This window comes from Actinosynnema pretiosum (assembly GCF_024171695.1).
In the GTDB taxonomy this organism is placed as follows: Bacteria; Actinomycetota; Actinomycetes; order Mycobacteriales; family Pseudonocardiaceae; genus Actinosynnema; species Actinosynnema pretiosum.
In genome coordinates this window covers 115,280-139,153 of record NZ_JAMTCF010000017.1, presented here as the reverse complement: position 1 = coordinate 139,153, position 23,874 = coordinate 115,280, and the positions used below count along the sequence as shown (strand labels likewise).

Annotated in this window: 16 protein-coding genes; 8 read left to right on the top strand and 8 right to left on the bottom strand. The window is 73.8% G+C overall.

The features are described 5' to 3' along the window. Window positions 1-327: 327 nt before the first annotated feature. Together LV78_RS30220 and LV78_RS30215 are read left to right on the top strand one after the other, a co-directional pair. Window positions 328-3,567: a S8 family serine peptidase gene (locus tag LV78_RS30220; protein WP_253849337.1), complete on the top strand. Its 3,240-nt coding sequence runs from the start codon at window positions 328-330 to the stop codon at window positions 3,565-3,567. A gap of 185 nt (window positions 3,568-3,752) precedes the next feature. Beyond that, window positions 3,753-5,408 carry an FAD-binding dehydrogenase gene (locus LV78_RS30215; protein WP_253849334.1) on the top strand — a complete coding sequence of 552 codons (1,656 nt, stop codon included), beginning with the start codon at window positions 3,753-3,755 and terminating at the stop codon, window positions 5,406-5,408. A gap of 57 nt (window positions 5,409-5,465) precedes the next feature. Here the strand turns inward: LV78_RS30215 and LV78_RS30210 are convergent, their stop codons facing one another. Next, window positions 5,466-6,305: a LysR family transcriptional regulator gene (locus LV78_RS30210; protein WP_253849332.1), complete on the bottom strand. Its 840-nt coding sequence runs from the start codon at window positions 6,303-6,305 to the stop codon at window positions 5,466-5,468. A gap of 121 nt (window positions 6,306-6,426) precedes the next feature. On the opposite strand from LV78_RS30210, the gene LV78_RS30205 reads away from it, so the two are divergent. Further along, window positions 6,427-7,164, top strand: a complete 738-nt coding sequence (locus tag LV78_RS30205; RefSeq protein ID WP_253849330.1) for an NADPH-dependent F420 reductase — start codon at window positions 6,427-6,429, stop codon at window positions 7,162-7,164. Window positions 7,165-7,184: 20 nt separating this feature from the next. On the opposite strand, the gene LV78_RS30200 is transcribed toward LV78_RS30205, so the two are convergent. The 4 genes from LV78_RS30200 to LV78_RS30185 form a co-directional block, all read right to left on the bottom strand. Beyond that, complete coding sequence (locus tag LV78_RS30200; protein WP_253849329.1) at window positions 7,185-7,661, bottom strand: flavin reductase family protein; 477 nt, start codon at window positions 7,659-7,661, stop codon at window positions 7,185-7,187. 287 nt (window positions 7,662-7,948) lie between these two features. Continuing rightward, window positions 7,949-8,719 carry an ESX secretion-associated protein EspG gene (locus LV78_RS30195; protein WP_253849327.1) on the bottom strand — a complete coding sequence of 257 codons (771 nt, stop codon included), beginning with the start codon at window positions 8,717-8,719 and terminating at the stop codon, window positions 7,949-7,951. Then, window positions 8,716-10,470, bottom strand: a complete 1,755-nt coding sequence (locus tag LV78_RS41135; protein ID WP_301307607.1) for a PPE domain-containing protein — start codon at window positions 10,468-10,470, stop codon at window positions 8,716-8,718. The genes LV78_RS30195 and LV78_RS41135 overlap by 4 nt, the downstream gene beginning before the upstream one ends. 13 nt (window positions 10,471-10,483) lie before the next feature. Beyond that, window positions 10,484-10,933 (bottom strand): hypothetical protein, encoded by a 450-nt coding sequence (locus LV78_RS30185; protein ID WP_253849325.1) that lies wholly within the window; start codon window positions 10,931-10,933, stop codon window positions 10,484-10,486. Between the two features lie 153 nt (window positions 10,934-11,086). On the opposite strand from LV78_RS30185, the gene LV78_RS30180 reads away from it, so the two are divergent. Then, window positions 11,087-13,828 carry an AfsR/SARP family transcriptional regulator gene (locus LV78_RS30180; RefSeq protein WP_253849323.1) on the top strand — a complete coding sequence of 914 codons (2,742 nt, stop codon included), beginning with the start codon at window positions 11,087-11,089 and terminating at the stop codon, window positions 13,826-13,828. Window positions 13,829-14,195: 367 nt separating this feature from the next. On the opposite strand, the gene LV78_RS30175 is transcribed toward LV78_RS30180, so the two are convergent. Further along, window positions 14,196-16,055, bottom strand: coding sequence for an FAD/NAD(P)-binding protein (locus LV78_RS30175; RefSeq protein ID WP_253849321.1), 1,860 nt, complete (start codon window positions 16,053-16,055; stop codon window positions 14,196-14,198). Between the two features lie 558 nt (window positions 16,056-16,613). Here LV78_RS30175 and LV78_RS30170 point away from each other — a divergent pair. From LV78_RS30170 to LV78_RS30155, 4 genes are all read left to right on the top strand, one after another. Then, complete coding sequence (locus LV78_RS30170) at window positions 16,614-18,821, top strand: putative bifunctional diguanylate cyclase/phosphodiesterase (RefSeq protein WP_253849319.1); 2,208 nt, start codon at window positions 16,614-16,616, stop codon at window positions 18,819-18,821. A gap of 111 nt (window positions 18,822-18,932) precedes the next feature. Continuing rightward, window positions 18,933-19,784 carry a S1C family serine protease gene (locus LV78_RS30165; protein WP_253849317.1) on the top strand — a complete coding sequence of 284 codons (852 nt, stop codon included), beginning with the start codon at window positions 18,933-18,935 and terminating at the stop codon, window positions 19,782-19,784. A 221-nt stretch (window positions 19,785-20,005) separates the two neighbouring features. After that, window positions 20,006-21,595 (top strand): acyl-CoA dehydrogenase family protein, encoded by a 1,590-nt coding sequence (locus tag LV78_RS30160; RefSeq protein WP_253849315.1) that lies wholly within the window; start codon window positions 20,006-20,008, stop codon window positions 21,593-21,595. Next, window positions 21,592-22,353 carry a crotonase/enoyl-CoA hydratase family protein gene (locus LV78_RS30155; protein ID WP_041837145.1) on the top strand — a complete coding sequence of 254 codons (762 nt, stop codon included), beginning with the start codon at window positions 21,592-21,594 and terminating at the stop codon, window positions 22,351-22,353. The genes LV78_RS30160 and LV78_RS30155 overlap by 4 nt, the downstream gene beginning before the upstream one ends. Before the next feature lie 48 nt (window positions 22,354-22,401). Here LV78_RS30155 and LV78_RS30150 read toward each other — a convergent pair whose 3' ends face one another. Together LV78_RS30150 and LV78_RS30145 are read right to left on the bottom strand one after the other, a co-directional pair. After that, window positions 22,402-22,710 carry a hypothetical protein gene (locus LV78_RS30150; RefSeq protein WP_253849312.1) on the bottom strand — a complete coding sequence of 103 codons (309 nt, stop codon included), beginning with the start codon at window positions 22,708-22,710 and terminating at the stop codon, window positions 22,402-22,404. Window positions 22,711-22,720: 10 nt separating this feature from the next. Continuing rightward, the gene (locus LV78_RS30145; protein WP_253849310.1) at window positions 22,721-23,872 is read right to left on the bottom strand and encodes an acyl-CoA dehydrogenase family protein; all 1,152 of its coding nucleotides are present in this window, start codon (window positions 23,870-23,872) and stop codon (window positions 22,721-22,723) included. Window positions 23,873-23,874 lie beyond the last annotated feature (2 nt).

The following is a 23,874-nucleotide window of genomic DNA, read 5'->3' as shown; positions in this document are numbered from 1 at the left end:
CCGCTTGTGGCGGGGTTCACCGCAGCGCGCCCGAGCACGACCGCCCGTGCTCGCCCGGTGACGGCCCGCATCGGCGCCCGAGGCCTTTCGTTAGCACCCCCGCGCCGATTTCCCGCTTTCACCTTTGACACCGGTTGACATTCCCGCCGGTCGGCTCTTGTCTGAAGGCGTCGCACCCTCCACGGGGTTCTGCGGCACTTCCGGCGCGCTCGCGCAAGAGGCCTGCTGGTCCAATGTGGAATCCGCGCTTGAGCCGTTCGTCTGATTGTTTCGGCACCCGTCCAGCGATGTGCTTGCGCCAATCTTTCCCCACGAAGGGTTTGCGCCGTGAACAACTCAGGCAGACGGTGGCGGCACCGCACGGGGGCGGCTCTGCTCGCGGCCGTGCTCGGCACCTCTGGGATCGGCTTCGCCGCCACTCCCGCGCTCGCGCAGGAAGCACCGCAGGGCGCCCCCGAGGCGTCCAAGCAGCTCGACTCGCTCGACCGCGAGCGCATCGCCGAGGCCGAGCGCGCCGGGCAGCCCGAGGTGACCCTGCTGGTCGCCGCCGAGAAGGGCGAGCTGGACTCGGCGGTGAACGAGCTCAAGGCGCTCGGCGGCACCGTGCAGTCCACCGAGCACGACATCGACTACGCCAAGGTGTCGCTGCCGCGCGACAAGGCGGAGAAGGCCGCGAAGCTGGACGCCGTCCGCGCCGTGGACGTCGACGGGCTCGTCGCGCTGGACGACCCGCGCCCCGAGGGGGCCGCCGCGCCGCTGCCGCAGAAGGCGCCGGACGCGAAGACGCCCAAGAAGAACCCGTACCTGCCGACCCAGGACACCCAGGCCGCGCAGTTCACGGACGCGCACTCCAAGTGGGACGGTCGCGGGACCACGATCGCCGTGCTGGACACCGGCATCGACCTGGACCACCCGGCGCTCAAGACCACCACGACCGGTGAGACCAAGGTCGTCGACTGGTACAACGCCAACGCCACCAACTCCGGCGACGGCACGTGGCTCGGCATGTCCGGCCGCTACACCTCCGACTTCACCGTCGGCGGCGTCACCTACAAGGTGCCGAGGGGCGCGACGTACAGCTTCGGCCTGTTCCGCGAGACCGCGGGCGACCTGGGCCTGAGCAACAGCGAGACCGGCGGCGACCTGAACCGCGACGGCGACCGCAACGACGCCTTCGGCGTGCTGCAGGACGTCTCGACGCGCGAGGTGCGGGTCGACGTCAAGGGTGACGGCGACTTCACCGACGACAAGCCGATGATCGACTACAAGCACAAGAAGGACGTCGGCCACTTCGGCGTCGACAACCCGGCTACGGGCACCGTCGAGCAGATCGCGTTCGTCGTGCAGACCGACAAGTCGGTGTACGACAACGGCGGCACCCCGTACGTGAACATCGGCATCTCCGCCGCCCAGCACGGCACGCACGTCGCGGGCATCACCTCCGCCAACAACCTGTTCGGCGGCAAGATGGTCGGCGCGGCGCCCGGCGCGAAGCTGATGGCGGTCAAGGTCTGCCTGTCGACCCCGTCCTGCACCAGCAGCGGCCTGATCGACGGCGTGCTGTACGCGGCGCGCAACGGCGCCGACGTCGTCAACATCTCCATCGGCGGCCTCCCGCCGCTCAACGACGGCAACAACGCGCGGGCCGAGCTCTACAACCGCACGATCGCCGAGTACAACGTGCAGCTGTTCATCTCCGCGGGCAACAGCGGCGCGGGCGCGAACACCGTGGGCGACCCGTCGGTGGCCACCGACTCGATCAGCGTCGGCTCGTACATCACCAAGCAGACCTGGCTGTCGAACTACGGCTCGGTGACCAAGCAGGCCGAGGGCCTGCACGGCTTCTCCTCGCGCGGCCCGCGCGAGGACGGCGGCTTCAAGCCGGACGTCGTCGCGCCCGGCTCGGCCGTCGCGACGACCCCGCAGTGGCTGCCCTCCGGCCCCGTCGCGGGCACCTACGAGCTGCCCGCGGGCTACGCCATGCTGAACGGCACCTCGATGGCCGCCCCGCAGGCGACCGGCGCCGCCGCGCTGCTGGTGAGCGCGTACAAGGCCACGCACGACGGCCGGCGCCCGAACGCCGCGCAGCTGCGCACCGCGATCAAGACCGGCGCCAAGTGGGTCTCCTCGCTCCAGGCCTACGAGCAGGGCGCCGGGCTCTTCGACGTCAAGCGCGCCTGGGCCGAGCTGAACCGGGGCGTCAACACCCAGAACGTGACCACCTCGGTCGAGGTCGACACGGCGCTGGACGACCTGCTGGCCACGCCGGGCGTCGGCGTGGGCATCCACGACCGCGAGGGCGTCGTCGTGGGCAAGGAGTACACCCGCACCTACACGCTGACCCGCACCACGGGCCCGGACAAGAACCAGCAGTTCGGCCTGTCGTGGAAGGGCAACGACGGCACGTTCTCCTCGGGCACCAGGATCACCCTGCCGCTGAACAAGCCGGTGCAGCTGGCCGTGAAGGTCAAGCCGAAGTCGGTCGGCGTGCACTCGGCCGTGCTGGAGATCGACAACTCGTCCACGGCCGGTGTCGACGCGATGACCCTGAACACGGTCTTCGCCGCCGACGAGTTCACCGCCAAGGGCTCGTACCAGGTCACCAGGACCGGTGACCTGCCGCGCAACCAGTCGCAGAGCTTCTTCGTGAAGGTGCCCGAGGGCGCCAGCGCGCTGAAGGTCGACATGACCGCCGGTGGCGACCCCGGCAAGGGCCAGGTGCGGTTCCTGCGCTTCGACCCGTACGGCGTGCCGTTCGACACCACCTCGTCGACCAACTGCTACAACCCCGACGCGGGCGCGGGTTGCGCCGGTGGCACGGCCACCAGCCGCACCGCCGCGAACCCGACGCCGGGCGTGTGGGAGATCGTGGTCGAGGCGCGGCGCACCTCGGACGCGGACGTGGCCAAGTACTCGGTGACCGCCTCGGTGCTGGGCACCGCGATCACGCCGAACCCGGACGTGATCGAGTCCGTCGTGGCCGGGACGCCGGTGGAGCGCCAGTACCAGGTGACCAACTCGCTGGCGACGTTCACCGGCAAGCTGGTCGGCGGGCCGCTGGGCAGCGCGAAGGTGGCGCGGCCGACCATCGCCGACGGCACCACCGCGCAGTACGACCTGGTCGTGCCCGCGGGCGCCACGCAGCTGCGGGCGTCGATCGGCAAGACCAGCGACGTGACCGCCGACCTGGACCTGCTGCTCTACAACTGCACCTCCGGGTCGTGCGTGCTGTACGTGCAGTCTGCGGACGCGGACTCGGAGGAGGCCGTGTCGGTGGCGAACCCCGCGCCCGGCGCGTGGCGGGTCGTCGTGGACGGGTACGCGGTGCCCGCCGGGACCACCGAGTACGACTACCTGGACGTGTTCACCGCGCCGAGCCTGGGCTCGGTGGCCGTGGCGGACACCGACGCGGTGCGCACCGCCGGTGCGACGTGGACCGCGACCGGCACGGTGACCGCGAACGCGAAGCCCGGTGACGGGCGCGAGCTGCGCGGCGAGCTGGTCGTGCGCACGTCCGACGGCGTGTCCGTCGGCAGCGGCGTGGTGGTCGTGCGGAACGTGGCCTGACCGCCTGATCCGGTTCCCGGAGCCCGTCCCCGCTTCGGCGGGGGCGGGCTCCGGTGTTTCCAGGGGTGGTTCCAGAGGGGTTGTTCCAGGGGGTGGGTCGCGGGGCCCGGACGTGCCAGGACGGGGCTGTTCTGAAAAATATTCAGGTCTCGTGCCGCACCGCCGGACGCCTCTAGACTCGCCCGATGGCACATGACGCGGATGTCATCGTCGTCGGCGCGGGACTGGCCGGGCTGGTCGCGGCCTCGGAGCTGGTGGACGCCGGGCGCAAGGTCCTGCTGCTCGACCAGGAGCCCGAGGCCTCGCTCGGCGGGCAGGCCTGGTGGTCGTTCGGCGGGCTGTTCATGGTGGACACCCCCGAGCAGCGCAGGCTGCGGGTGCGCGACTCGGCGGCGCTGGCGCTCCAGGACTGGCTGGGCTCGGCGGCGTTCGACCGCCCCGAGGACGAGTGGCCGAAGCGGTGGGCCGAGGCCTACGTGGACTTCGCCTCCGGCGAGAAGCGGGCCTGGCTGCACGGGCTGGGGGTGCGGTTCTTCCCGCTGGTGCAGTGGGCCGAGCGCGGCGGGTACCTGGCGGGCGGGCACGGGAACTCGGTGCCGCGCTTCCACGTCACCTGGGGCACCGGGCCGGGCATCGTCGAGCCGTTCGAGAAGCGGGTGCGCGAGGCCGTGGCCGCCGGGCTGCTGGAGTTCCGCTTCCGGCACCGGGTCACCGGCCTGACCACCACCGGCGGCGTCGTCGACGGGGTGAGCGGCGAGGTGCTCGTGCCGTCCGCCGTGGAGCGGGCGGCGCCGTCCTCGCGCGAGGTGGCCGGGTCGTTCGAGCTGCGCGCGCAGGCCGTGGTGGTGACGTCGGGCGGGATCGGCGGCAACCACGAGCTGGTGCGCCGCAACTGGCCCGCGCGGATGGGGACGCCGCCCGCGCACATGCTCTCGGGCGTGCCGGACCACGTGGACGGCCTGATGCTCCAGGTGGTGAACGACGCGGGCGGGCGGATCATCAACGAGGACCGCATGTGGCACTACCCGGAGGGCATCGACAACCACAGCCCGGTGTGGAGCAGGCACGGCATCCGCATCCTGCCCGGCCCGTCGCCGCTGTGGCTGGACGCCACCGGCAAGCGGCTGCCGATCCCGCTGTTCCCCGGCTTCGACGCGCTGGGGGCGCTGGAGCACATCGTCAAGACCGGCTACGGGCACTCGTGGTTCCTGCTGAACCAGCGGATCATCGGCAAGGAGTTCGCGCTGTCGGGGTCGGAGCAGAACCCGGACCTGACGGGGCGGGACGTGAAGATGCTGCTCAAGCGCGTGCTGCCGGGCGCGGTGACGCCGGTGGAGGTGTTCGCGAACCGGTCGCCGGAGTTCATCACCGGGCGGACCGTCGCGGAGGTCGTGGCGGGGATGAACGCGCTGGTCGGCGAGGACCTGGTGGACGCGGCCGAGCTGCAGCGGGTGGTGGTGGAGCGGGACCGGCAGGTGCTGTCGGGGCTGGGCAAGGACATGCAGGTGAACGCGATGCGCGATGCGCGGAAGTTCCTCACCGACAAGGTGATGCGCGTGGTCGAGCCGCACGCCCTGCTGGACCCGAAGGCGGGGCCGCTGATCGCGGTGCGGCTGTCGGTGCTGACCCGCAAGACCCTGGGCGGGCTGCACACGGACCTGTCGGGGCGGGTGCTGGCGCAGGACGGGTCGGTGCTGGAGGGGGTGTACGCGGCCGGTGAGGCGGCCGGGTTCGGCGGGGGCGGGGTGCACGGGTACCGGGCGCTGGAGGGGACGTTCCTGGGCGGGTGCCTGTTCTCGGGGCGGACCGCCGGGCGGGCGGCGGCGAAGGCGGTGGGGTAGCGGGTTTTCAGGGGCGCGCGCCCGGCGGTGGGCGCGCGCCTCAGCCGGGCGCGCGCCTCAGTCCCCGAACGCCGCCGCGTACGACGCCAGGCACGACGCGGGCGTCACCGCCGAGGCCACCACGTGCCCGTCCACCGCCAGCGGCGGGTCGAGGGGCACCGGGACGATCCGGCCCGGTCGGACGTTCGCCACCTGCCCCTCCGGCAGGAGCGCCCAGCCCGCCGGGTCGCGGCCGACCTCGAACAGGGCGTTCATCAGGTCCCCCGACGGCGGGCGCCTCGGCGCGGTCGGCAGGGCGGCCAGGATCGCGTCGTGCAGCGGCGGGTCCACCTCGCGCGCGGGCAGGCGCAGGCCCTCCGGGGACAGGTCGGCCAAGCTCACCGACATCGCGCCCGCCGCAGGGTGCTCGTGGGACACCACGGCGTGCAGCCGCTCGGTCCACGCGCGCGCCACCCGCACGTCGCCCCCGGACGGCGCGGCGCCGCGCACCAGGGCCACGTCCAGCTCGCCCGCCCGCACGGCCGCCAGGCGCGCGGACACCGGCAGGTCCACCAGCTCCGGCTCCACGTCGCCGAGTCGCCCGAGCGCCCGGTCGACCCGCGCGTCCACGCAGGACGCCAGCCCGATCCGCACCACCGCCCCCCGCTCCCCCGCCACCACCCGCACCCGCGCGGCGGCGGCCAGCGCCTCGCGGGCGGCGACGAGGACGCGCTCGCCCGCCGGGGTCAGCCGCACCCGCCGGGAGGTCCGGTCGAGCAGCCGCGCCCCGAGCTCCCGCTCCAGCCGCGCGACCTGCTGGCTCACGGCGGGCTGCACGATCCGCAGCCGCTCGGCGGCCCGGCCGAAGTGCAGCTCCTCGGCGACGGTCACGAAGTAGTGCAGCGCGCGCAGTTCCACCCCTCTGATCTATCACGGGACGTGATCGCTGCGGGGCGGGTCCGCTCGTTGTCCGCCCGGTGCGCGGCGGGTCTGATGGGAGGCGCGCCCCGGTGGTCGGGGCGCAGGTGAGGAGCGGGCAGTGAGCACAACCACCCTGGGCGTCATCGGTTCCGGCATGGTCGGGGCGGGTGTGGCGCGGCGCGCGGTCGACGCGGGGCTGCGCGTCGTGCTGGCCAACTCGCGCGGCCCGGAGTCCCTGGCCGGGCTGGTGGCGGAACTGGGCGGGCGGGCGAGCGCGGCGACCCCGGTGGAGGCGGCGCTGGCGGGCGAGGTGGTCGTGGCCGCCGTGCCGCTGACCGCGCTGGACCGGCTGCCGGTGGCGGAGCTGGCGGGCAAGGTCGTGGTCGACCCGATGAACTACGCGCGCAAGGCGGGCTGGGAGAACCCCGAGCTGGACCGGGACGAGCTGACCTCCAGCGAGCTGGTGCAGCGGGTGCTGGTGGGCGCGCGGGTGGTCAAGGCGCTGCACAACATCGGTCCCCGGCAGCTCTTGCAGCTGCACCGGCCGGAGGGCGCCCCCGACCGCACCGCGCTGCCGGTCTCCGGGGACGACCCGGCGGCCAAGGCCGAGGTCGCCGCCCTGCTGGACGCGCTGGGGTTCGACGCGGTCGACCTGGGCTCGCTGGCCGAGAGCTGGCTCAGCGAGCCGAACACCCCGCTGTACGCCGTGCCGTACACCGGTCTGCCGCCCGAGGGGCTGCCGGTGGCGGAGGTGGTGGCCTGGTTCCAGGCGGCGGACGGCGTGCCGCTGCCCGCGTCCAGGGTGCGCGAGCTGGCCTCGTCGACCACGCGCCCGCGTGCGGGGTTCCAGCTGTAGCCGCTGCGCCGCCGCAGCCGCTACGCCACGGACGTGTAGCGCCCCTGGAACCGCACCAGCGGCGAGGTGCCCGCCGTGTGCTCGATCGCCAGCGGTTCCCCCACCAGGGCCACGTGGTCGCCCACCGCGATCCGGCGGGACGTGCGGCACCTGAGGCGGGCCGGGGCGTCGAGCAGGTGGGGGACGCCGTCGCCGTCCGGCTCCCAGCGGGTGCCCGCGCCGAAGCGGTCGGCCCCGGTGCGGGCGAACAGGTCGGACAGGGCGGTCTGGCCCGCGTGCAGCAGGTGCAGGGCGAAGAGCGGGGCGGTGCGCAGCACCGGCCACGCGGACGCGCCCTGGCCGATCCACACGACCACCAGGGGCGGGTCGAGGCTGGCCGAGGTGATCGAGCTGACCGTGACGCCCACCGGGCCGTCGCCGCCGTTCGCGGTCACGATGCCCACGCCCTGCGGGAAGTCGCGGAACACCCCGCGCAGACCCACCGACGACTCGATCATCAGACTCCCACCTCTCCGAGGGCAGCGGCCGGGCACCGCTCCCGAGGATGCAACCCCCCGGCCCGCGCTTCAAGCGCGTCCACCCGGCGGGAACGCCCGGACCGGCCGGGCGACTGCGGGAACGCCCCGGCGACCGAACCCCCGTGAGGTGGGAGGTGGGAGGTGGGAGGCGGGAGGCGGGAGGCGGGAGGCGGGAGGCGGGAGGTCAGAGACGAGAGGCGCAAAACGCGAGAGGGCCCCGCCGCGCACCAGCGCGACGGGGCCCTCCGCTCACTCCACGACGCTTCTCAGGCGACCCCGGCCAGCACCGAGTCGATCCGGCTGGCGATCCGGTCGTTGTCCGTGGGCGCCAGGCTCAGCCACCCGTTCTCCCGGACCATCAGGTACCGCCCCTGGTGCGTGTCGAACCAGGTGATGGTCACCCCGGCCCGCTGCGCCCGGTAACCGCCCGCGCCGCCGTGCGACACCCCGAACTGCCCGCCCGCCTTGCGGTTGGCCGCCAGCTCGCTCAGCGCGGTGGCGTCCTCGCGGGACAGCCCCGCGCGCTGCAGCGCGGTGCGCTCGTCGACCTCGGAGTCGCCCCACGGGTCGTCCTCGTCGCCGTCGGCCTGACCCTGCATCGCGACCGCCGCGCTCATGGTCTCGACCCGCAGCGACAGCGACGAGCCGGGACCGGCCGCGCCGTCGGGCAGCACCTCGACGATGGACCTGGCCAGCGACGTCGGCCGGATCTCCAGCAGGCCGATGTTGTCGCCGTCGATGATCGCGAGGGCCGCCCGGTCGCCGTCCGAGACGGCGACGGCGCGGATCGGGCGGTTGATGTGCGCGATGGCGTCCACCGACACGCGGTGGTCGGCCAGCAGCCGCAGCAGCGAGACCAGCCGGTGGTCGGGCTGGCCGCCCAGCTCGGCGAGCACCTGCTCGCGCAGCCGGGCCCGCTCGTCCTCGGTCGCGCCGAGGCTGGGCACGTCCAGCGGGTAGGGCAGCCTGCCCAGCCCGAGGTCCTGCCACACCACGTCGAGCTGACGCGGCGTGAGCAGGTACTCCGGCTCGATCACGACTGGCCGCCCTTCTTGGGCTTGGCCCCGCCGATCACCGACGGCGGCAGGTTCTCGCCGGGCACCTCGAAGATGTCCTCACCGCGGATGTACGCGGCGGAACGGCGTTCCTTGTCCTCGGCGCCCTGGCCGCCCGCACCGGCGCCGCCCATCGGGGCGCCGCCCATCGGCGTGCCGGAACCGCCCGCGCCACCCGCCGCGCCGGGGCCGAAGCCCACGCCGGGCGCGCCGCCGCGACCGCCCGCGAACGCGGCCGACGAGCCGCCGGCGCCCAGCTGGGTGCCCGCGGCGCCGACACCGCCCGCGCCACCGGCGCCGCCGAAGCCACCGCCCGCGCCGCCGAAGCCGCCACCGGCGCCACCGGCGAAGCGACCCGCCGCCGCACCGCCCGCGCCACCGGCGCCGCCGAAGCCACCGCCTGCGCCGCCCGCACCGCCGCCCGCGCCGCCGAAGTTCGGCGTGTAGCGGGGGTTGGTGTTGGCCCCGCCCGGCGGGATGTAGCCGGTGCCCGCGTTGGGACCGGTGCGCGGCGGGGTGTAGCCGGGGTTGTTGGTCGGGTTCGTGTAACCGGGGTTGGTCGGGTTGTTCTGGTACCCGCCGTTGCCGTTGCCGCCGGTCTGGTAGTTCGGCGGCGTGTAGCCGGGGTTGTTCGTGGGGTTCGTGTAACCGGGGCTCGTCGTCTTCGGCGGCGAGTACGTCGTCCCCGAGGTGTTCGTCGTCCCAGGGGGCGTGTACGTCGACTGCGGCGGGGTGTAGCCGCCCTGCGGGGTCGGCGTGTACCCGCCGTACGAGGGCGTGGGCGCCTGCGGCGTGTAGCCCGAGTTGGCGGGCGGCGTGTACGTGGGAGCGGACGCGGCGGCCGGGGTGGAGGTCGCGTAGCTCTGGTTGGTCGTGCCGCCCGACGGGCCGTTGTAGCTGGCCGCAGCTGGCGCGTAGCCGCTGCTGCCGCCCTGGGTGGTCGAGCCGCCGGGGCCCTCGTACCCGCTGCCGCCGACCGGCTTGTAGCCCTCGGTGGCCACCGCGCCGCCGCCACCGGCGCCGCCCGCGCCCGCCGGGCCGCTGTAGCCGGAGACCTGGCCGCCCTGGTTGGTCACGCCCGCGGCCGTCAGCGCGCCCGAGGCGTCGCCGAGGCCGGGCGCGTCCACCGTGCGGATGGTCGCGACCTGCGGCTCCTCGTAGGCGCCGGTGGTCGGGTTGAACGGCGGGCTGAACTTCGGGGTGTTCTGGTCGACGTTGCGGGAGTCGTTCTCCATCGACGTCATCACGTTCACGGCGTGCTCGTGCTGGAGCCGCGCGTGCTCGTTGGCCGCCTGCACGTCCACCGAGGACGAGGCGAGCCAGGTCAGGCCGCCCGAGCTGAGCGTGTTGGTGGCCTGGTCCCAGTTGAACTCCACCGGCTCGGGGATGTTCGTCCTGGCGTTCTGCATGATCTGGGCCTGCTCCTGGACCCTGGTGCCCACCGTGACGGCGGTCTCCGCGGTCTCGGTCACCCAGTCCGACAGCAGCCTGATCGCGGCGCGCGCGCCGTCGGCCGAGTCACCGGTCCAGCCGCTCTCGCTGGCCGCGACCCGCTCGTTGATCACGCGGGCGGCCTCGGTCAGCTCGGTGCCGAAGTGGCCCCACTCCGAACCGATCTCACCGGTCTGGCCGGGGTCGTTGTTCGTGTGGACCGAGTCGTAAAGCTCCCGGTGCGACCTGGACGCCCAGTTCTGGGTGTCGGTCAGAACCAGGTCCGCCGCTTCCTGCTCCACGAGCCTCGTCCTCTCAGTTGCTGTTCAGGTTGGCCGCGCCGCTGAGCCGCCGCAGCTCGTCGCGGTGCTCCTCGTCGATGGCCTGGAAGTTGCGGATGGCGCTCTGCACGGAGTCGTGCGTCTGCTGGAGCACCTCGCGGTAGGAGGTCATGACGGAGGCGAAGGAGTAGGGGTCGCCCTCGGCCCGCTCCTCGAACTTCGACTTCATCCGCTCGCTGACCGGGTTGGTGCCCAGCGGCGCGGGGCGGGAGAGCCTGCCCGCGCGCTCCAGCCAGGAGTCGACCTGGTCGATCTGCTCCAGGAGCATCTTGCGCAGCTCCTCGCCCACGACGGGGTCGAGCGAGACCTTGCCGGAGTTCACGGTCTCGTTGAGCGCCACGACCTCTTCGCCCAAGGGGACGCGCTTCTTCGGCGCAACCGGCTGCTGGGCCTGGTTGTCGGTTCCCGCTTCGTCGATGTACATCGTTTCCCTCGCGAAGGCAGTCTGCAGGACGGAACCCAACGTGCCAGGCGTCGCCAACGCAAACCCAACGCGCCACCAATGCGAGTGGATAGGTCGGCGATGCGTGTGTGGGAAACTTTTCGCCGCACCGTGACGAAGCCGAAAGGTCTGCAGATGCGGGTGAACCTGCTCGGCCCGGTTGAACTCGTCTCCGCAGGTGGGGACGCGGTCCACCTCGGCGCGGCCAAGCGCAGGACGGTGCTCGCGGCGCTGGCCCTGGAGCTGAACCGGGTGGTGTCCGGGGACCGCCTGCTGTCCGTGGTGTGGGACGGCTCACCGCCCCCCCAGGCCAAAGCGGCCCTTCAGGGACATATCGCCCAACTCCGGAAGGTGCTGTCGGGCGGTGTGGCGCTGGTCACCCGCTCGCCGGGTTACCTGCTGACCGCCGAGCGGTCCGCCGTGGACGTGTTCCGGTTCGAGGACCTGGTCGCCGGTTCGCGGGACGCGGACGACGAGCGGGCGGCCGAGGACCTGGCGCGGGCGCTGCGGCTGTGGCGCGGGCCGGTGCTGGCGGACGTGGCGAGCGAGGTGCTGCGGGAGTCGGTGTCGGCGCGGCTGGAGGAGCTGCGCACGGTGGCCGTGCAGGAGCTGGCGACCCGGCTGTTCCGGTTGGACCGGGCCGAGGAGGCGGTGGCGGCGCTGACCGGCGCGGTCGCCGACCACCCGCTGCGGGAGCCGCTGGTGGCCAGGCTGGTGCTCGCGCTGCACGGCGCGGGGCGGCAGGCCGAGGCGATGGAGCTGTTCCACCGCACCCGCGAGCAGCTGGCCGAGGAGCTGGGCGTCGATCCGGGGCCTGAGCTGCGCGAGGCGTACCAGGCGGTGCTGGACGGCGGGGTCGTCGCGACCCGGCCGGTGTCCGCGCCGCAGGTCAGCGCGCCCGCGCAGCTGCCGAGGGAGCACCGGGGGTTCGTCGGGCGGGCCTGCGAGCTGGCGACCCTGGAGGCGGACCTCGGCGGGCAGGACTCGGCGATCGGGCTGCTGGTCGGCCCGGCCGGGGTGGGCAAGACGGCGCTGGCGCTGCACTGGGCGCACCGGGTGGCGGCGGACTTCCCGGACGGCCAGCTGTTCGTGAACCTGCGCGGCTTCGACGAGACCGAGCCGCTGGACCCGCGCACCGCGCTGGTCGGGTTCCTGAGGGCGCTCGGCGTGGACGACTCGCAGATCGCGGTGGACCTGGAGGAGCAGGCCGCCCAGTTCCGGTCGCTGGTGGCGGGCAGGCGGGTGCTGGTGGTGCTGGACAACGCCAGGTCGGCGGAGCAGGTCCGGCCGCTGCTGCCGGGGTCGGCGCGGTGCATGGTGCTGGTGACCAGCCGGTTGCTGCTGGACGACCTGGTGGTGACCGAGGGCGCGACGTCGTTGCAGGTGCCGCAGCTGGAGGAGGGCACGGCGGAGGACCTGCTGGCGGCGGCGCTGGGCAGGCACCGGATCGAGCAGGAGCCGGAGGCGGTGGCGGAGCTGGTCGAGCTGTGCGACCGGCTGCCGCTGGCGCTGCGGATCGCGGGCGCGCGGCTGGCGTCCAGGCCGAGGTGGACGATCCAGTCGCTGGTGGACGAGCTGCGCGACGAGCAGGGGCGGTTGTCGGGGCTGTCGCTGGAGGCGGGCACGGGCGTGCACGCGGCGCTGGCGGTGAGCTACCGGGAGCTGCCGGAGGCCGCGGCGCGGCTGCTGCGGCGGCTGGGGCTGCACCCCGGCACGGACCTGGACAGCTACACGGCGGCGGCGCTGATGGACATCGGCGTGGGCAGCGCGCGCACCCACCTGCGGACGCTGGCGTACGCGAACCTGCTGCACGAGTCCATGCCGGACCGGTACTCGCGGCACGACCTGGTGCGGCTGTTCACCCACCACCTCGCGGCGACCGAGCCGGAGGAGGAGAACACCGAGGCGGCGCACCGGCTGCTGGACTACTACCTGCACGTGGCGGACCTGGCGCGCGGGCACCTGTCGGACCACGTGCAGCCGTTCGAGCCGCTGAGCTACCAGCCCGCGAGCGCGCCGGAGCTGCGCTCGCACGAGGCCGCGCTGGGCTGGTTCACGATGGAGGAGGCGAACCTCGGGCTGGCGCTGGACATCGCGGTCACCTCGGGGTTGCGGGAGCGGACGTGGCAGCTGGCGCTGTGCCTGGACGCGTTCCACTTCCGGCGCGGGAACCGGCTGGACCGGCTGGCGCTGTGCGGGATCGGGCTGACGGCGGCGCGGGCGCTCGGCGACAAGCACGCGGAGGCGACGTTCCTGCTGCGGCTGGGGTCGACGCTGGCGGATTTGGGGCGGATCGACGAGGCGGTGGCGGCGTGCGGGGAGTCGGCGGCGCTGGCGATCGGGGACCGGCACCTGGAGCTGGCCGCGCTGGCGAACCTGGGGTACTGCCTGATGGCGGCGGGGCGGTTGGCGGAGGCCGAGGAGCGGATCAGGGAGACGGTCGAGATCGCGCGGGAGGTCGGGGACGCGCGGTCTCGGGCCAGCGGGTTGAACAACCTGGCGAACGTGCTGCTGGCTCGGGGGGAACCGGAGCTGGCGCTGGGGCACGCGGTGGAGGCGCTGGGGTTGTTCAGCGGGGACTCGCCGACCAAGGCGCACACGGCGACGCTGCACACGGTGGGGGCGGTGTTGCAGGAGTTGGGGCGGCCTGAGGAGGCTTTGGAGTCCTATCGGGCCGGGTTGGCGTTGGCCGAGGCTATTGGGGATCGGTACCAGGAGGCTTTGTGCCACCGGGCCATCGGGGATGTGCTGGAGCGGTTGGGGATGGCGGAGCAGGCGGTTCCGCACTGGTCTGAGGCTTTGCGGCGGTATCGGGATTTGCGGTTGACGGAGGGGGAGGAGTTGAGCGGGAAGGTGGATGGGCCTGGGGGGATTTAGGGGAGGGGGAGGTTTGGGGGAGGGGCAAGGGCTTTAAGGGCGCGCCTCGCCGGCGGGGCAGACCTCCAAAAAAGAGGGGACACGGGCTCTGCCGGCTGGTGGCGGTTGGGTTGGTGGTGCGGTTGTACCCCTGCGGTGGTCCGGGTCCCTCTTCTCCGTGTGGCCTCCTTTCAGGCAAGCACAGGCGTCAAGACGCCGTTTGACCAGGCAGTCTGCCGCGCGGTGCGGCGGCGTCTTGACACCTGCGCTCGGGCTTCGCCAGGCCACACGGAGAAGAGGGACGCGGGAGTGGGGCTGCTTGGGCTCGCTGCGCTCGCCCCGCAGCCCGCGAGTGCGATTGGCTTGCGGTCCGTTGGTGTGGTGCGGATCAACTGGGGGGCGTTGGGGTGGAAGCCAGGGCTTTGAGGGCTGCTCGTGCCACCGCGTCGTTTTGTCTGAAGCCTGGCGCGTTCGTTTTTGGTCTGGCGAATGCGGCGTGTGCCTTGTTGTTCGTGTAGGGGCCCACCGCGAAGCGTCTGGGGTGTGGGTGGCCGTTGTGGTCGAGCAGGGCGCTGTCGGTTGGGTCTACGCGGACCAGGCCTGCCACGTCCAGGACCTCGCCCGCTGCCACCAAGCGGCGCAGCAGGGGGCTGCGGGTTCTGGGGAGGGTGTGGTCGGGGAGGCGGGCCTCGATCAGGGTTTTGGCGCGGGTCTCGGTGCCTGGGGTGTTCGGGGAGCGGGCTACGAACTCGTCGTTCTCCACCTGCACCTCCAGTTCTCCGCCCAGGAAGCGGACCACCCCGGCTTCGGACAGGGCCAGGAGTTCCTCCAGGCGGTCCGGTGGTGGGCCGCTCGCCAGGAAGCTGAAGAAGCCGTGCCAACAGCCGTCCTCGTTCACCAGGCGGCCTGAGGCGAACAGCGGGGGTAGGGCGCCGTAGACGCCCAGCAGGGCCAGGAACGCGCCCAGGTCGGCGCTGTGGGTCGGGTCGGCGCGTCGGGTCACGTCGGCGGTGATGTGCGTGCGCAGGTGTGACTGGAGTTCTTCGGGACCGGCCAGGACCAGGCCGCGCAGGGGGCGGTCCAAGGTCTCGAAGTCCAGGCGGTCCTCGGTGGACGGGATCGACTCCGCCTCCAGGGTGCGCATGGCGGGTGAGTGCCAGTCGAGTTCGGCGAAGGCCTTGGAGAAGTCGGGCCAGGGGCGGCGGACTCGGTCGGGGTGGGCGGTGAACAGTTCGCGGTAGAAGCCCAGTGCGACGTCCTTGGCGATCAGGGGCCAGACGTCGTGGCGGAAGTCGATTTCGCCGGGGCGGTCCAGGAGGGCTGGCACGTTGAGGAAGCGGGGTGGTTCCGGAGGAGCGCCTTGGAGGCGGTAGCCGGTCTTCGAGTGGTAGGGGACGCCTCGGCGTGAGCCTGCCAGGAGTCTCGGTTCCCGGCCGCTCGGGTGGTAGCGCAGCACGCCGTTCTCCCGCGCGAAGCGGCCTCCCCTGCCTTGCGCGAGCAGGACGGCCAGGTCGATGAACGCCAGGCCCAGGCCTCGGACCAGTACGTCCTCGGCCTCCGGGACGGTGGAGAGGTCGGTGTCGGCGGTGTAGTCCGGGGGGAGGTAGCGGAGGTTGGCGGCCTTGGCCTGCGCGGCCAGTGCGGACTCCTGGGGGGTGGGGTCGGCGTCCAGGTGGCCGAGTGCGAGGACCACCACGTCGGCCACCAGTGGTTCTGCTTTGCCTTCGAGCCAGACGGATTGGGTCTGGTCGCCGGTGAGGCGGACGGCCTCGCCCACGTGCTCGACCACCGTGCTGCCCTCGGGCAGCCGGGTGACGGCCAGGCGGTGGAACCAGGACAGGTAGGCGCTCTGCACCCGTCGCGACGGGAACGAGGTCGGGCGCATCGCGGTTAGTTCGGCGCGGACGGCGTCGTCGAGGGGGACCTCGATCTCCCCCGAGCGCACCAGGTCCGCCCACTCGGCGAGTGACGGGCCGGTTCGCACCGGGCCCTCGCACACCACGCTGTCGTCGGTGAACACCGTGACGTCCTCGGCCATCGAGTTCATCCGCAGCAGCGGCGACTGCTCGTGCCGCCAGACCCGCCCGGCCCCGACCGGGTGCGGGTCGACCAGGTGGACCTCCAGCGGTCGGGCTAGCAGCTCGGGGGCGTTGGCGCCCAGGCGTTCGAGCAGTCCGGACGCGCGGGGGCCGCCGCCGACGACCACGACGGTCGCGCGGGCGCCTGGGGGGTGCGGTGCTGCGGTCACGGGGCTCCTTCGCACGTGGAACGGACTTGCCTCGCACGCCTGCGCCCCGCAACGCGGCTGCGGTGAGGATAGGTCGGCGAAACGGTGTCGGGTCAAGGGTTTCCGGCATCTGGACGCCGGGCGCGGAACGTTGACGGGCGAGGGGCGCGCTGCTGCACTGGGCGGAGCCGACCGCGTCCCCGCAACCGGGCGGCGAAGCGGTTTTCCAGTGCCCGCAGCGCTTTTCCGCGGGAACCGCCACCGGTCCCGAAGCCGGGCCGGGTGGTGGGCCGCGTGCGATTTGTGCGGGCGCCGGGAAGAACGGAAAGATCAACAAAGCGCGGAGTCCTTTGCCGCGCGGTGGTCCCGGTGGTTCCCCGAACCGGCGCCACCCCCGCTACCTGGGTGGACCGGGCCACTTCGCCGGGTCCGGTCCACCCGGCCCGTCCGGTCGCCGCGTTCGTGTTGCGCCTGCGCACCCATCCCCCAGTAAGCTCAATGCCGCATGCGCATCGGCTTATTCCTCCATTGGAGTGAACGCGATCAGGAATGTGTAACGCGATTGAGCACCGGGGCTGAATGAAGACGGCCGGAGGGGCGGGAGACGCCCCGGAGCCGCGCACCGACCTCGGGGCGTCCGCCGCCCACGAGGGCTTCGCGCAGCGCTGGGCCGAGGTGCTCCCCGGACCCGCGCTCCGGCCGGAGGGACCGGGTCTGCGGGACGGCCGGGCGCCGGAGGTGAACGGGAGCGCGGGCGGTGGGGTGGACGACGGGGACGCGGGCGCGTTCGCCTCGGAGGGCGAGGCCGCCGAGTCCCACCACGATTTTCTGCTGCGGCTGACCGCCGCCCTGTCCTCGGTGGACGACCACGAGCCCGAGGAGACCGCCCGCCGGGTCGGGCGGGCGCTGGTCGGGCACGGGCTGTCCGACCCCGGCGCGCTCCAGCGGACCGTGGCGTTCCTGGCCGAGCACCTGCGCCCGCACCTGGTCCACCGGTTCGGCGCGAACCACCCGGCCGCCGACCGCGCGCCCGTCGCGCTGGGCGCGCTCGCCGCCGGGTTCGCCGAGGCCGTGGCGGAGCGGGCCGCCGCCGAGGTCCGCGAGGAGGGCGAGGCGAAGTTCCGGGCCGTGTGGCGGACCTCCGCGCTGGCCATCGCCGAGGTCGCCCCGGACGGCCGCGTGGTCGACCACAACGCCGCGCTGCCCGCGATCCTGGGCTACCCGCCGCACCGCGTCGCGGGGTTGAGCGCGCGGGAGGTGGTGCACCCGGACGACCTGCCCGCGCTGCGCAGGCTCGGCGGGCAGCTGCGCTCGGGCGAGCGCGACGGGGTGCAGACCGAGAAGCGGCTGGTGCGCGCGGACGGCGAGGCGATCCCGGCGCAGCTCGCGATCACGCCGGTGCGCGGGCGCGACGGGGACGTGCGCTGCTACGTGGCGGTGGTGGAGGACCTGGACGAGGTCAGGGCGCTGCAGCTGCAACTGGTGCGGCAGAGCCTGAACGACCCGCTCACCGGGCTGGCGAACCGGGCCCAGTTCCTCGGCTGGCTGGAGAGCGAGGAGGGCGCGCAGGGGTCGGGGTCGCTGGTGGTGGCGCTGTTCGACCTGGACGGGTTCCGGGTGGTCAACGGGGCGTTCGGGCACGAGGTGGGCGACCGGGCGCTGCGGGCCGCGGTGTCCGCGCTGGGGTCGGTGTTCGGCGGTGGCGCGCGGATCGCGCGGGTGGGCGGGGACGAGTTCGGCGTGCTGGTGACCGGCTCGGACCTGCCTCCGGTGCTGGACCTGGTCGAGCGGGCGCTGCGCGAGCTGGCCGAGCCGGTGTGGTGGGAGGAGCGGGGCATCGGGATCTCGGCCAGCGTGGGCGTGGTCGCCCGCACGGGGCCCGGCCTGCCGGACGGGGAGCTGCTGCGCAGGGCGGGCGTGGCGCTGGACTGGGCCAAGGGCTCCGGCAAGGCCGGGTGGGCGCTGTACGACCCGGACCGGGACGCGCGCGAGCGGGATTCGGCGGCGCTGGCGGCGTCGGTGGCGGGCGGGACCGAGCAGGGCGACTTCCGGGTGGACTACGAGCCGGTGCACGCGCTGGCCGACCGGTCGGTGGTGGCGGTCGAGGCGGTGCTGCGCTGGGACCACGCCAAGCGCGGGCTGGTGGACCTGCGGCGGTTGGGGCCGCTGCTGGAGCGCACCGGCATGGGGCTGCGGTTGGAGCGGTGGGCGCTGGAGCGGGCGTGCGCGCGGGCCGGGCGGTGGTTCGCGGCGCTGGGCGAGGCCGCGCCGGTGCTGTCGGTGGACCTGAGCGTGCGGCAGTGCCAGGAGCCGGAGCTGGTGGCGTGGGTGCGGCAGGTGCTGCGGGACACCGGGCTGCCGCCGCGCAAGCTGCGGTTCGAGCTGCCGGAGAGGTTGCCGTCGGCGCTGACCGAGGAGCAGGTGGAGGAGCTGAACATCCTGGCCTCGCACGGGGTCCTGCTCGCGCTGGACCAGCTGGGCGGCGGGAACGTGGCGGTGGACCGGATCAGGCAGCTGCCGCTGTCGGCGCTGAAGTTCGGCGGGCCGCCGGTGCGCGGGCTGGCAGAGGGGGCGAACCTGGTGGACCGGGCGGCGGCGGTGGCGCTGCTGTCGTGGAGCCGGAAGCTGGGGCTGGAGCTGCACGCGGTGCACGTGAGCACCTCGGACGAGGCGCGGCGGCTGCGGGAGCTGGGCGTGAGCGCGGGGCAGGGCGTGCTGTTCAACGCGGAGCCGCTGACCGAGGACGACGTGGCGGAGCTGCTGGGGCTGGACCCGGACGACCGGTGAGCCGGGCCCGGACGCGCCACGGGCGGTGACACCGGTCACGGGGCGCGGTTTCTTGGCTTCTCCTGTGCGGGCGCTCAGGGAATTCACAAGCTCCGGGCCGACAGTGGTGCCATGACCGAGACACGACAGGACTTCCCCTCCTCGCGGGGGTCGTTGGACGAGCCTGCCGCGCCAGCCGTCGCACCGGGGTTCTGGCGGCGGACCGGCACGGCCGTGACGATGGCGGCCCTGGTGGCCGCGCTGGTCGGCGGGACGACCGGTGGTGTGGTGGGCGCGCTGAGCGCCCCGGACGCCGCCACGTCGACCGCGGCGGTGAGCACGCCGGTGGTGTCGACGAAGGGCGTGTCGCCGGACGTGTCGGCGATCGCGGAGAAGGTCCTGCCGAGCGTGGCCCAGGTCAACGTGGCGACCGCGCAGTCGCGGGGCGTCGGGTCCGGGGTGGTGCTGTCCTCGGACGGGCGCGTGCTGACCAACAACCACGTCGTGGCGGGCGCGCAGCAGGTCTCGGTCACCCTGGACGACGGTCGCACGGTGCAGGCGAAGGTGCTGGGCGCCGACGCCGACAGCGATCTCGCGGTCCTCCAGGCGGAGGGCGTGTCCGGGCTGACGGCGGCGGTGTTCGCCGACTCGGACTCGGTGCGGGTCGGCGACCAGGTCGTGGCGATCGGCTCGCCGGAGGGCCTGCAGGGCACGGTCACCTCGGGCATCGTGAGCGCGCTGGACCGCACCGTGTCGGTGCCGGGCACCGGCAGGCGCAGCGTGAGCTACCGGGCGATCCAGACCGACGCGTCGATCAACCCCGGCAACTCGGGCGGTCCGCTGGTGAACGCGGCGGGCGAGGTGGTCGGGATCAACTCGGCGATCTACTCGCCCGCGTCGGACAGCGGCGAGGCGGGCAGCGTGGGCATCGGCTTCTCGATCCCGTCGAACCAGGTGCGCTCGCTCATCGGCGACCTGGGCTGAGGCCCCGTCCCGGCTCCGGGGTGGTCGGGACGGTCCGGGGGTCGCGCCGGGGTAGGGCCCGCGCGACCCCCCTTCGCTTCCGCGGGTCGGGTGGTGGCCGGGACTGCGGAGTGGCGGCCTGCGGCATGGCGTCCGCAGCCGAGCGCGCCCCCACGGGACTCCCGCAGCCCTCCTCTGCCGATCGGTTCCCAGAGTTACCCGCCGGTAGTAACGTCGCCGCCATGGCGCACGTCACACACGAGGTGCTCAACCAGGTCCCCCCGCTGACCGGCCACGACGTGGCCGACGACCCGGCCCTGCTGACCGCCCTGCGCCTCGGCGGCGCGGGCTGGGCCGAGGCGGAGCTGCGCGAGCTGGGCGTCCTCGCGGGCAGCGCGCGCTTCCAGGAGCTGGGCAGGCTCGCCAACGAGCACCCGCCGGTCCTGCGCACCCACGACCGCTGGGGCCACCGGGTCGACGAGGTCGAGTTCCACCCGGCGTGGCACGAGCTGATGGCCACCGCGATCGGCCGGGGGCTGCACGCCGCGCCGTGGCGCGACGACCGGCCGGGGGCGCACGTGGCCCGCGCGGCGAAGTTCCACACCTGGTCGCAGGTCGAGGCCGGGCACGGCTGCCCGGTGTCGATGACCTACGCCGCCGTCCCGGCGCTGCGCCGCTCCCCCGAGCTGGCCGCCCGGTTCGAGCCGCTGCTGGCCTCCCCCGAGTACGACTTCGGCCTGCGGGCGCCGGAGACCAAGCGCGGGCTGGTCGCGGGCATGTCCATGACGGAGAAGCAGGGCGGCTCCGACGTGCGCGCCAACACCACCCGCGCCGTCCGCGCGGGCGACCACCACGTGCTGACCGGCCACAAGTGGTTCACCTCGGCGCCCATGTCGGACGTGTTCCTGACGCTCGCGCAGGCCGACGAGGGGCTGTCCTGCTTCCTGCTGCCCAGGGTGCTGCCGGACGGGACGCGCAACGCGATCTCCTTGCAGCGCTTGAAGGACAAGCTGGGGAACCGGTCGAACGCCTCGGCCGAGCTGGAGTACGACGGCGCGGTCGGCTGGCTGGTCGGCGAGCCGGGGCGCGGGGTGCGCACGATCATCGAGATGGTCAACGCGACCCGGCTGGACTGCGTGCTCGGGTCGGCGGCCGGGATGCGCGCGGGCCTGGTGCAGGCCGCGCACCACGCCGCGCACCGCAGGGCGTTCGGGGCGGCGCTGGTGGACCAGCCGGTGATGCGCGCGGTGCTGGCGGACCTGGCGGTGGAGTCGGAGGCGGCGACCACCGTCGGGCTGTGGCTGGCCGGGTCGCGCGGTCGGCTGGGGTTGGCGGTGGCCAAGTACTGGGTGTGCAAGCGCGGTCCGGCGCACGCGGCGGAGGCGCTGGAGTGCTTGGGCGGCAACGGTTACGTGGAGGAGTCCGGGATGCCGAGGCTGTTCCGCGAGTCGCCGCTGATGTCGGTGTGGGAGGGCTCGGGCAACGTGGCGGCGCTGGACGTGCTGCGCGCGCTCGCGCGGGAGCCGGACGCGGTGGCCGAGTTCACCGCCGAGCTGGACGCGGCGGCGGGCGCGGACCGGCGGCTGGACGCGGCGGTGCGGGAGCTGAAGGCGATGCTGGTCGAGCCCGACCCGGAGTCCCGCGCGCGGCGGCTGGTGGAGCGGATGGCGCTGGTGCTCCAGGGCTCGCTGCTGGTGCGGCACGGCCACCCGGCGGTGGCGGACGCGTTCTGCGCGTCCCGGCTGGCGGGCGACTGGGGCGTCGCGTTCGGCACCCTGCCCGCCGGGGTGGACGCGAAGGCGATCGTGGAGCGGGCGGTGCCGGGGCGGTGAGCGCGGTGCGGGTGGAGCGCTCGGGTCCGGTGTGGACGGTGCTGCTGAACCGGCCGGGCGTGCGCAACGCGGTGGACGGGCCGACCGCGCACACGCTGGCCGAGGTGTTCCGCGAGTTCGACGCGGACCCCGGCGCGGCGGTGGCGGTGCTGCACGGCGAGGGCGGGGTGTTCTGCGCCGGGGCGGACCTGGGCGCGATCGGCACCGACCTGGGCAACGACCCGCGCAGCACCACCGGCCCGATGGGCCCGACCCGGTTGCGGCTGTCGAAGCCGGTGATCGCGGCGGTGTCGGGGCACGCGGTGGCGGGCGGGCTGGAGCTGGCGCTGTGGTGCGACCTGCGGGTGGCGGACGGGAGCGCGGTGTTCGGCGTGTTCAGCAGGCGGTGGGGCATCCCGCTGGTGGACGGCGGAACGGTGCGGCTGCCGAGGCTGATCGGCGCGAGCCGGGCGATGGACCTGGTGCTGACCGGTCGGGCGGTGCGCGCGGAGGAGGCGCTGGCGATCGGCCTGGTGAACCGGGTGGCGCCGACCGGGACGGCGCTCCAGGCGGCGCGGGAGCTGGCGGCGCAGCTCGCGGCGTTCCCGCAGACGTGCCTGCGGCACGACCGGTTGTCGCTGCTGGAGCAGGAGGAGCTGGCGGAGGAGGCGGCGCTGGAGAACGAGCTGGCGCACGGGCTGGTGTCGCTGCAGGACGCGGGGCCGGGGTTGCGGCGGTTCGCGGAGGGGTGGGGCAGGCACGGGCGGTTCCCGGAGTAGCGGGGTCACGGCCGCTCCTCGCCGCGGCGCGAACCACCGCGCCGCGGCTCAGGCGGGGCCTGCGCCCGCCTCCGGCCCGCGCCCCCACTCCCGCTCCAGGAACCGCCTGCGCTGCTCGACCGGGTCGACCAGCAGCCGCTCGCGCGCGGCGGCCAGCCGGGCGTCGTAGTCGGGCGCGAAGACCTCGGGCAGCGAGGTCTCCAGCGCACCCGAGATCCGGTGCACCGGAACCCACGCGGCGGGGTCCCGGTCCACCAGGGCGTCGAACTCCGGCGTGCCCAGGGCGCGGTGGAGCCAGTCGGAGAGCACCAGCGCCTCGTCGCGCGTCAACCGGATCGCGAACTCGTCCTCGGTCACGGGCCGAACGCTACAACCCCAGCTCCCGAGCGATCAGCATCCGCTGCACCTCGCTCGTCCCCTCCCCGATCTCCAGGATCTTCGCGTCCCGGTAGAACCGCCCCACCGGGTACTCGTTCATGAACCCGTACCCGCCGAACACCTGCGCCCCCTCGCGCGCGTTGTCCATCGCCGCCTCGGACGACACGAGCTTCGCGATCGCCGCCTCCCGCTTGAACGGCTCGCCGCGCAGCATCTTCGACGCCGCCTGGTAGTACGCCAGCCGCGCGGTGTGCGCCCGCACCTCCATGTCGGCGATCTTGAACTGGATCGCCTGGTACCGCCCGATCGGCGAGCCGAACGCCTCGCGCTCCTTGGCGTAGCGCACGCACTCGTCCACGCACCCCTGCGCCAGCCCGACGCCGAGCGCGGCGATCGCCACCCGGCCCTCGTCGAGGGTGCGCAGGAACTGGGCGTACCCGCGCCCGCGCTCGCCGAGCAGGTTCGCCTCGGGGACCCGGCAGTCCTGGAACGACAGCTCGTGCGTGTCGGAGGCGTTCCACCCGACCTTGGAGTACTTGCTCCCCACCGCCAGCCCCGGCGTCCCGGCGGGCACGATGATCGTGGAGATCTCCGGGCGGCCGTCCGGCTTGCGGCCGGTCACGGCGGCCACGGTCACCAGGGACGTGATCGTGGTGCCCGAGTTGGTGATGAACGCCTTGGTGCCGTTGAGCACCCACTGGCCGTCCTCCAGGCGCGCGGTGGTGCGCAGCGCGCCCGCGTCGGAACCGCCGCCGGGCTCGGTCAGGCCGAACGCCCCCAGCGCCTCACCGGCGGCCAGCGCGGGCAGCCAGCGCGCCTTCTGCTCGTCGGTGCCGAACCGCAGCAGCGGCATGACCGCCAGCGACACCCCGGCCTCCAGGGTGATCGCGACGGACGAGTCGACCCGCCCCAGCTCCTCCAGCGCGAGGCAGAGCGCGAAGTAGTCGCCGCCCATGCCGCCGTGCTCCTCGGGGACGGGCAGCCCGAACAGGCCCATCCGCCCCATCTTCGCGACGATGTCGTACGGGAACTCCTCGCGCTCGTAGAACCCGCCGATGACGGGCGCCACCTCGTCGCGGGCGAACCGCTCCACGGTGGCGCGCAGCGCCTCGTGCTCCTCGTCCAGCCGGAAGTCCAACAACG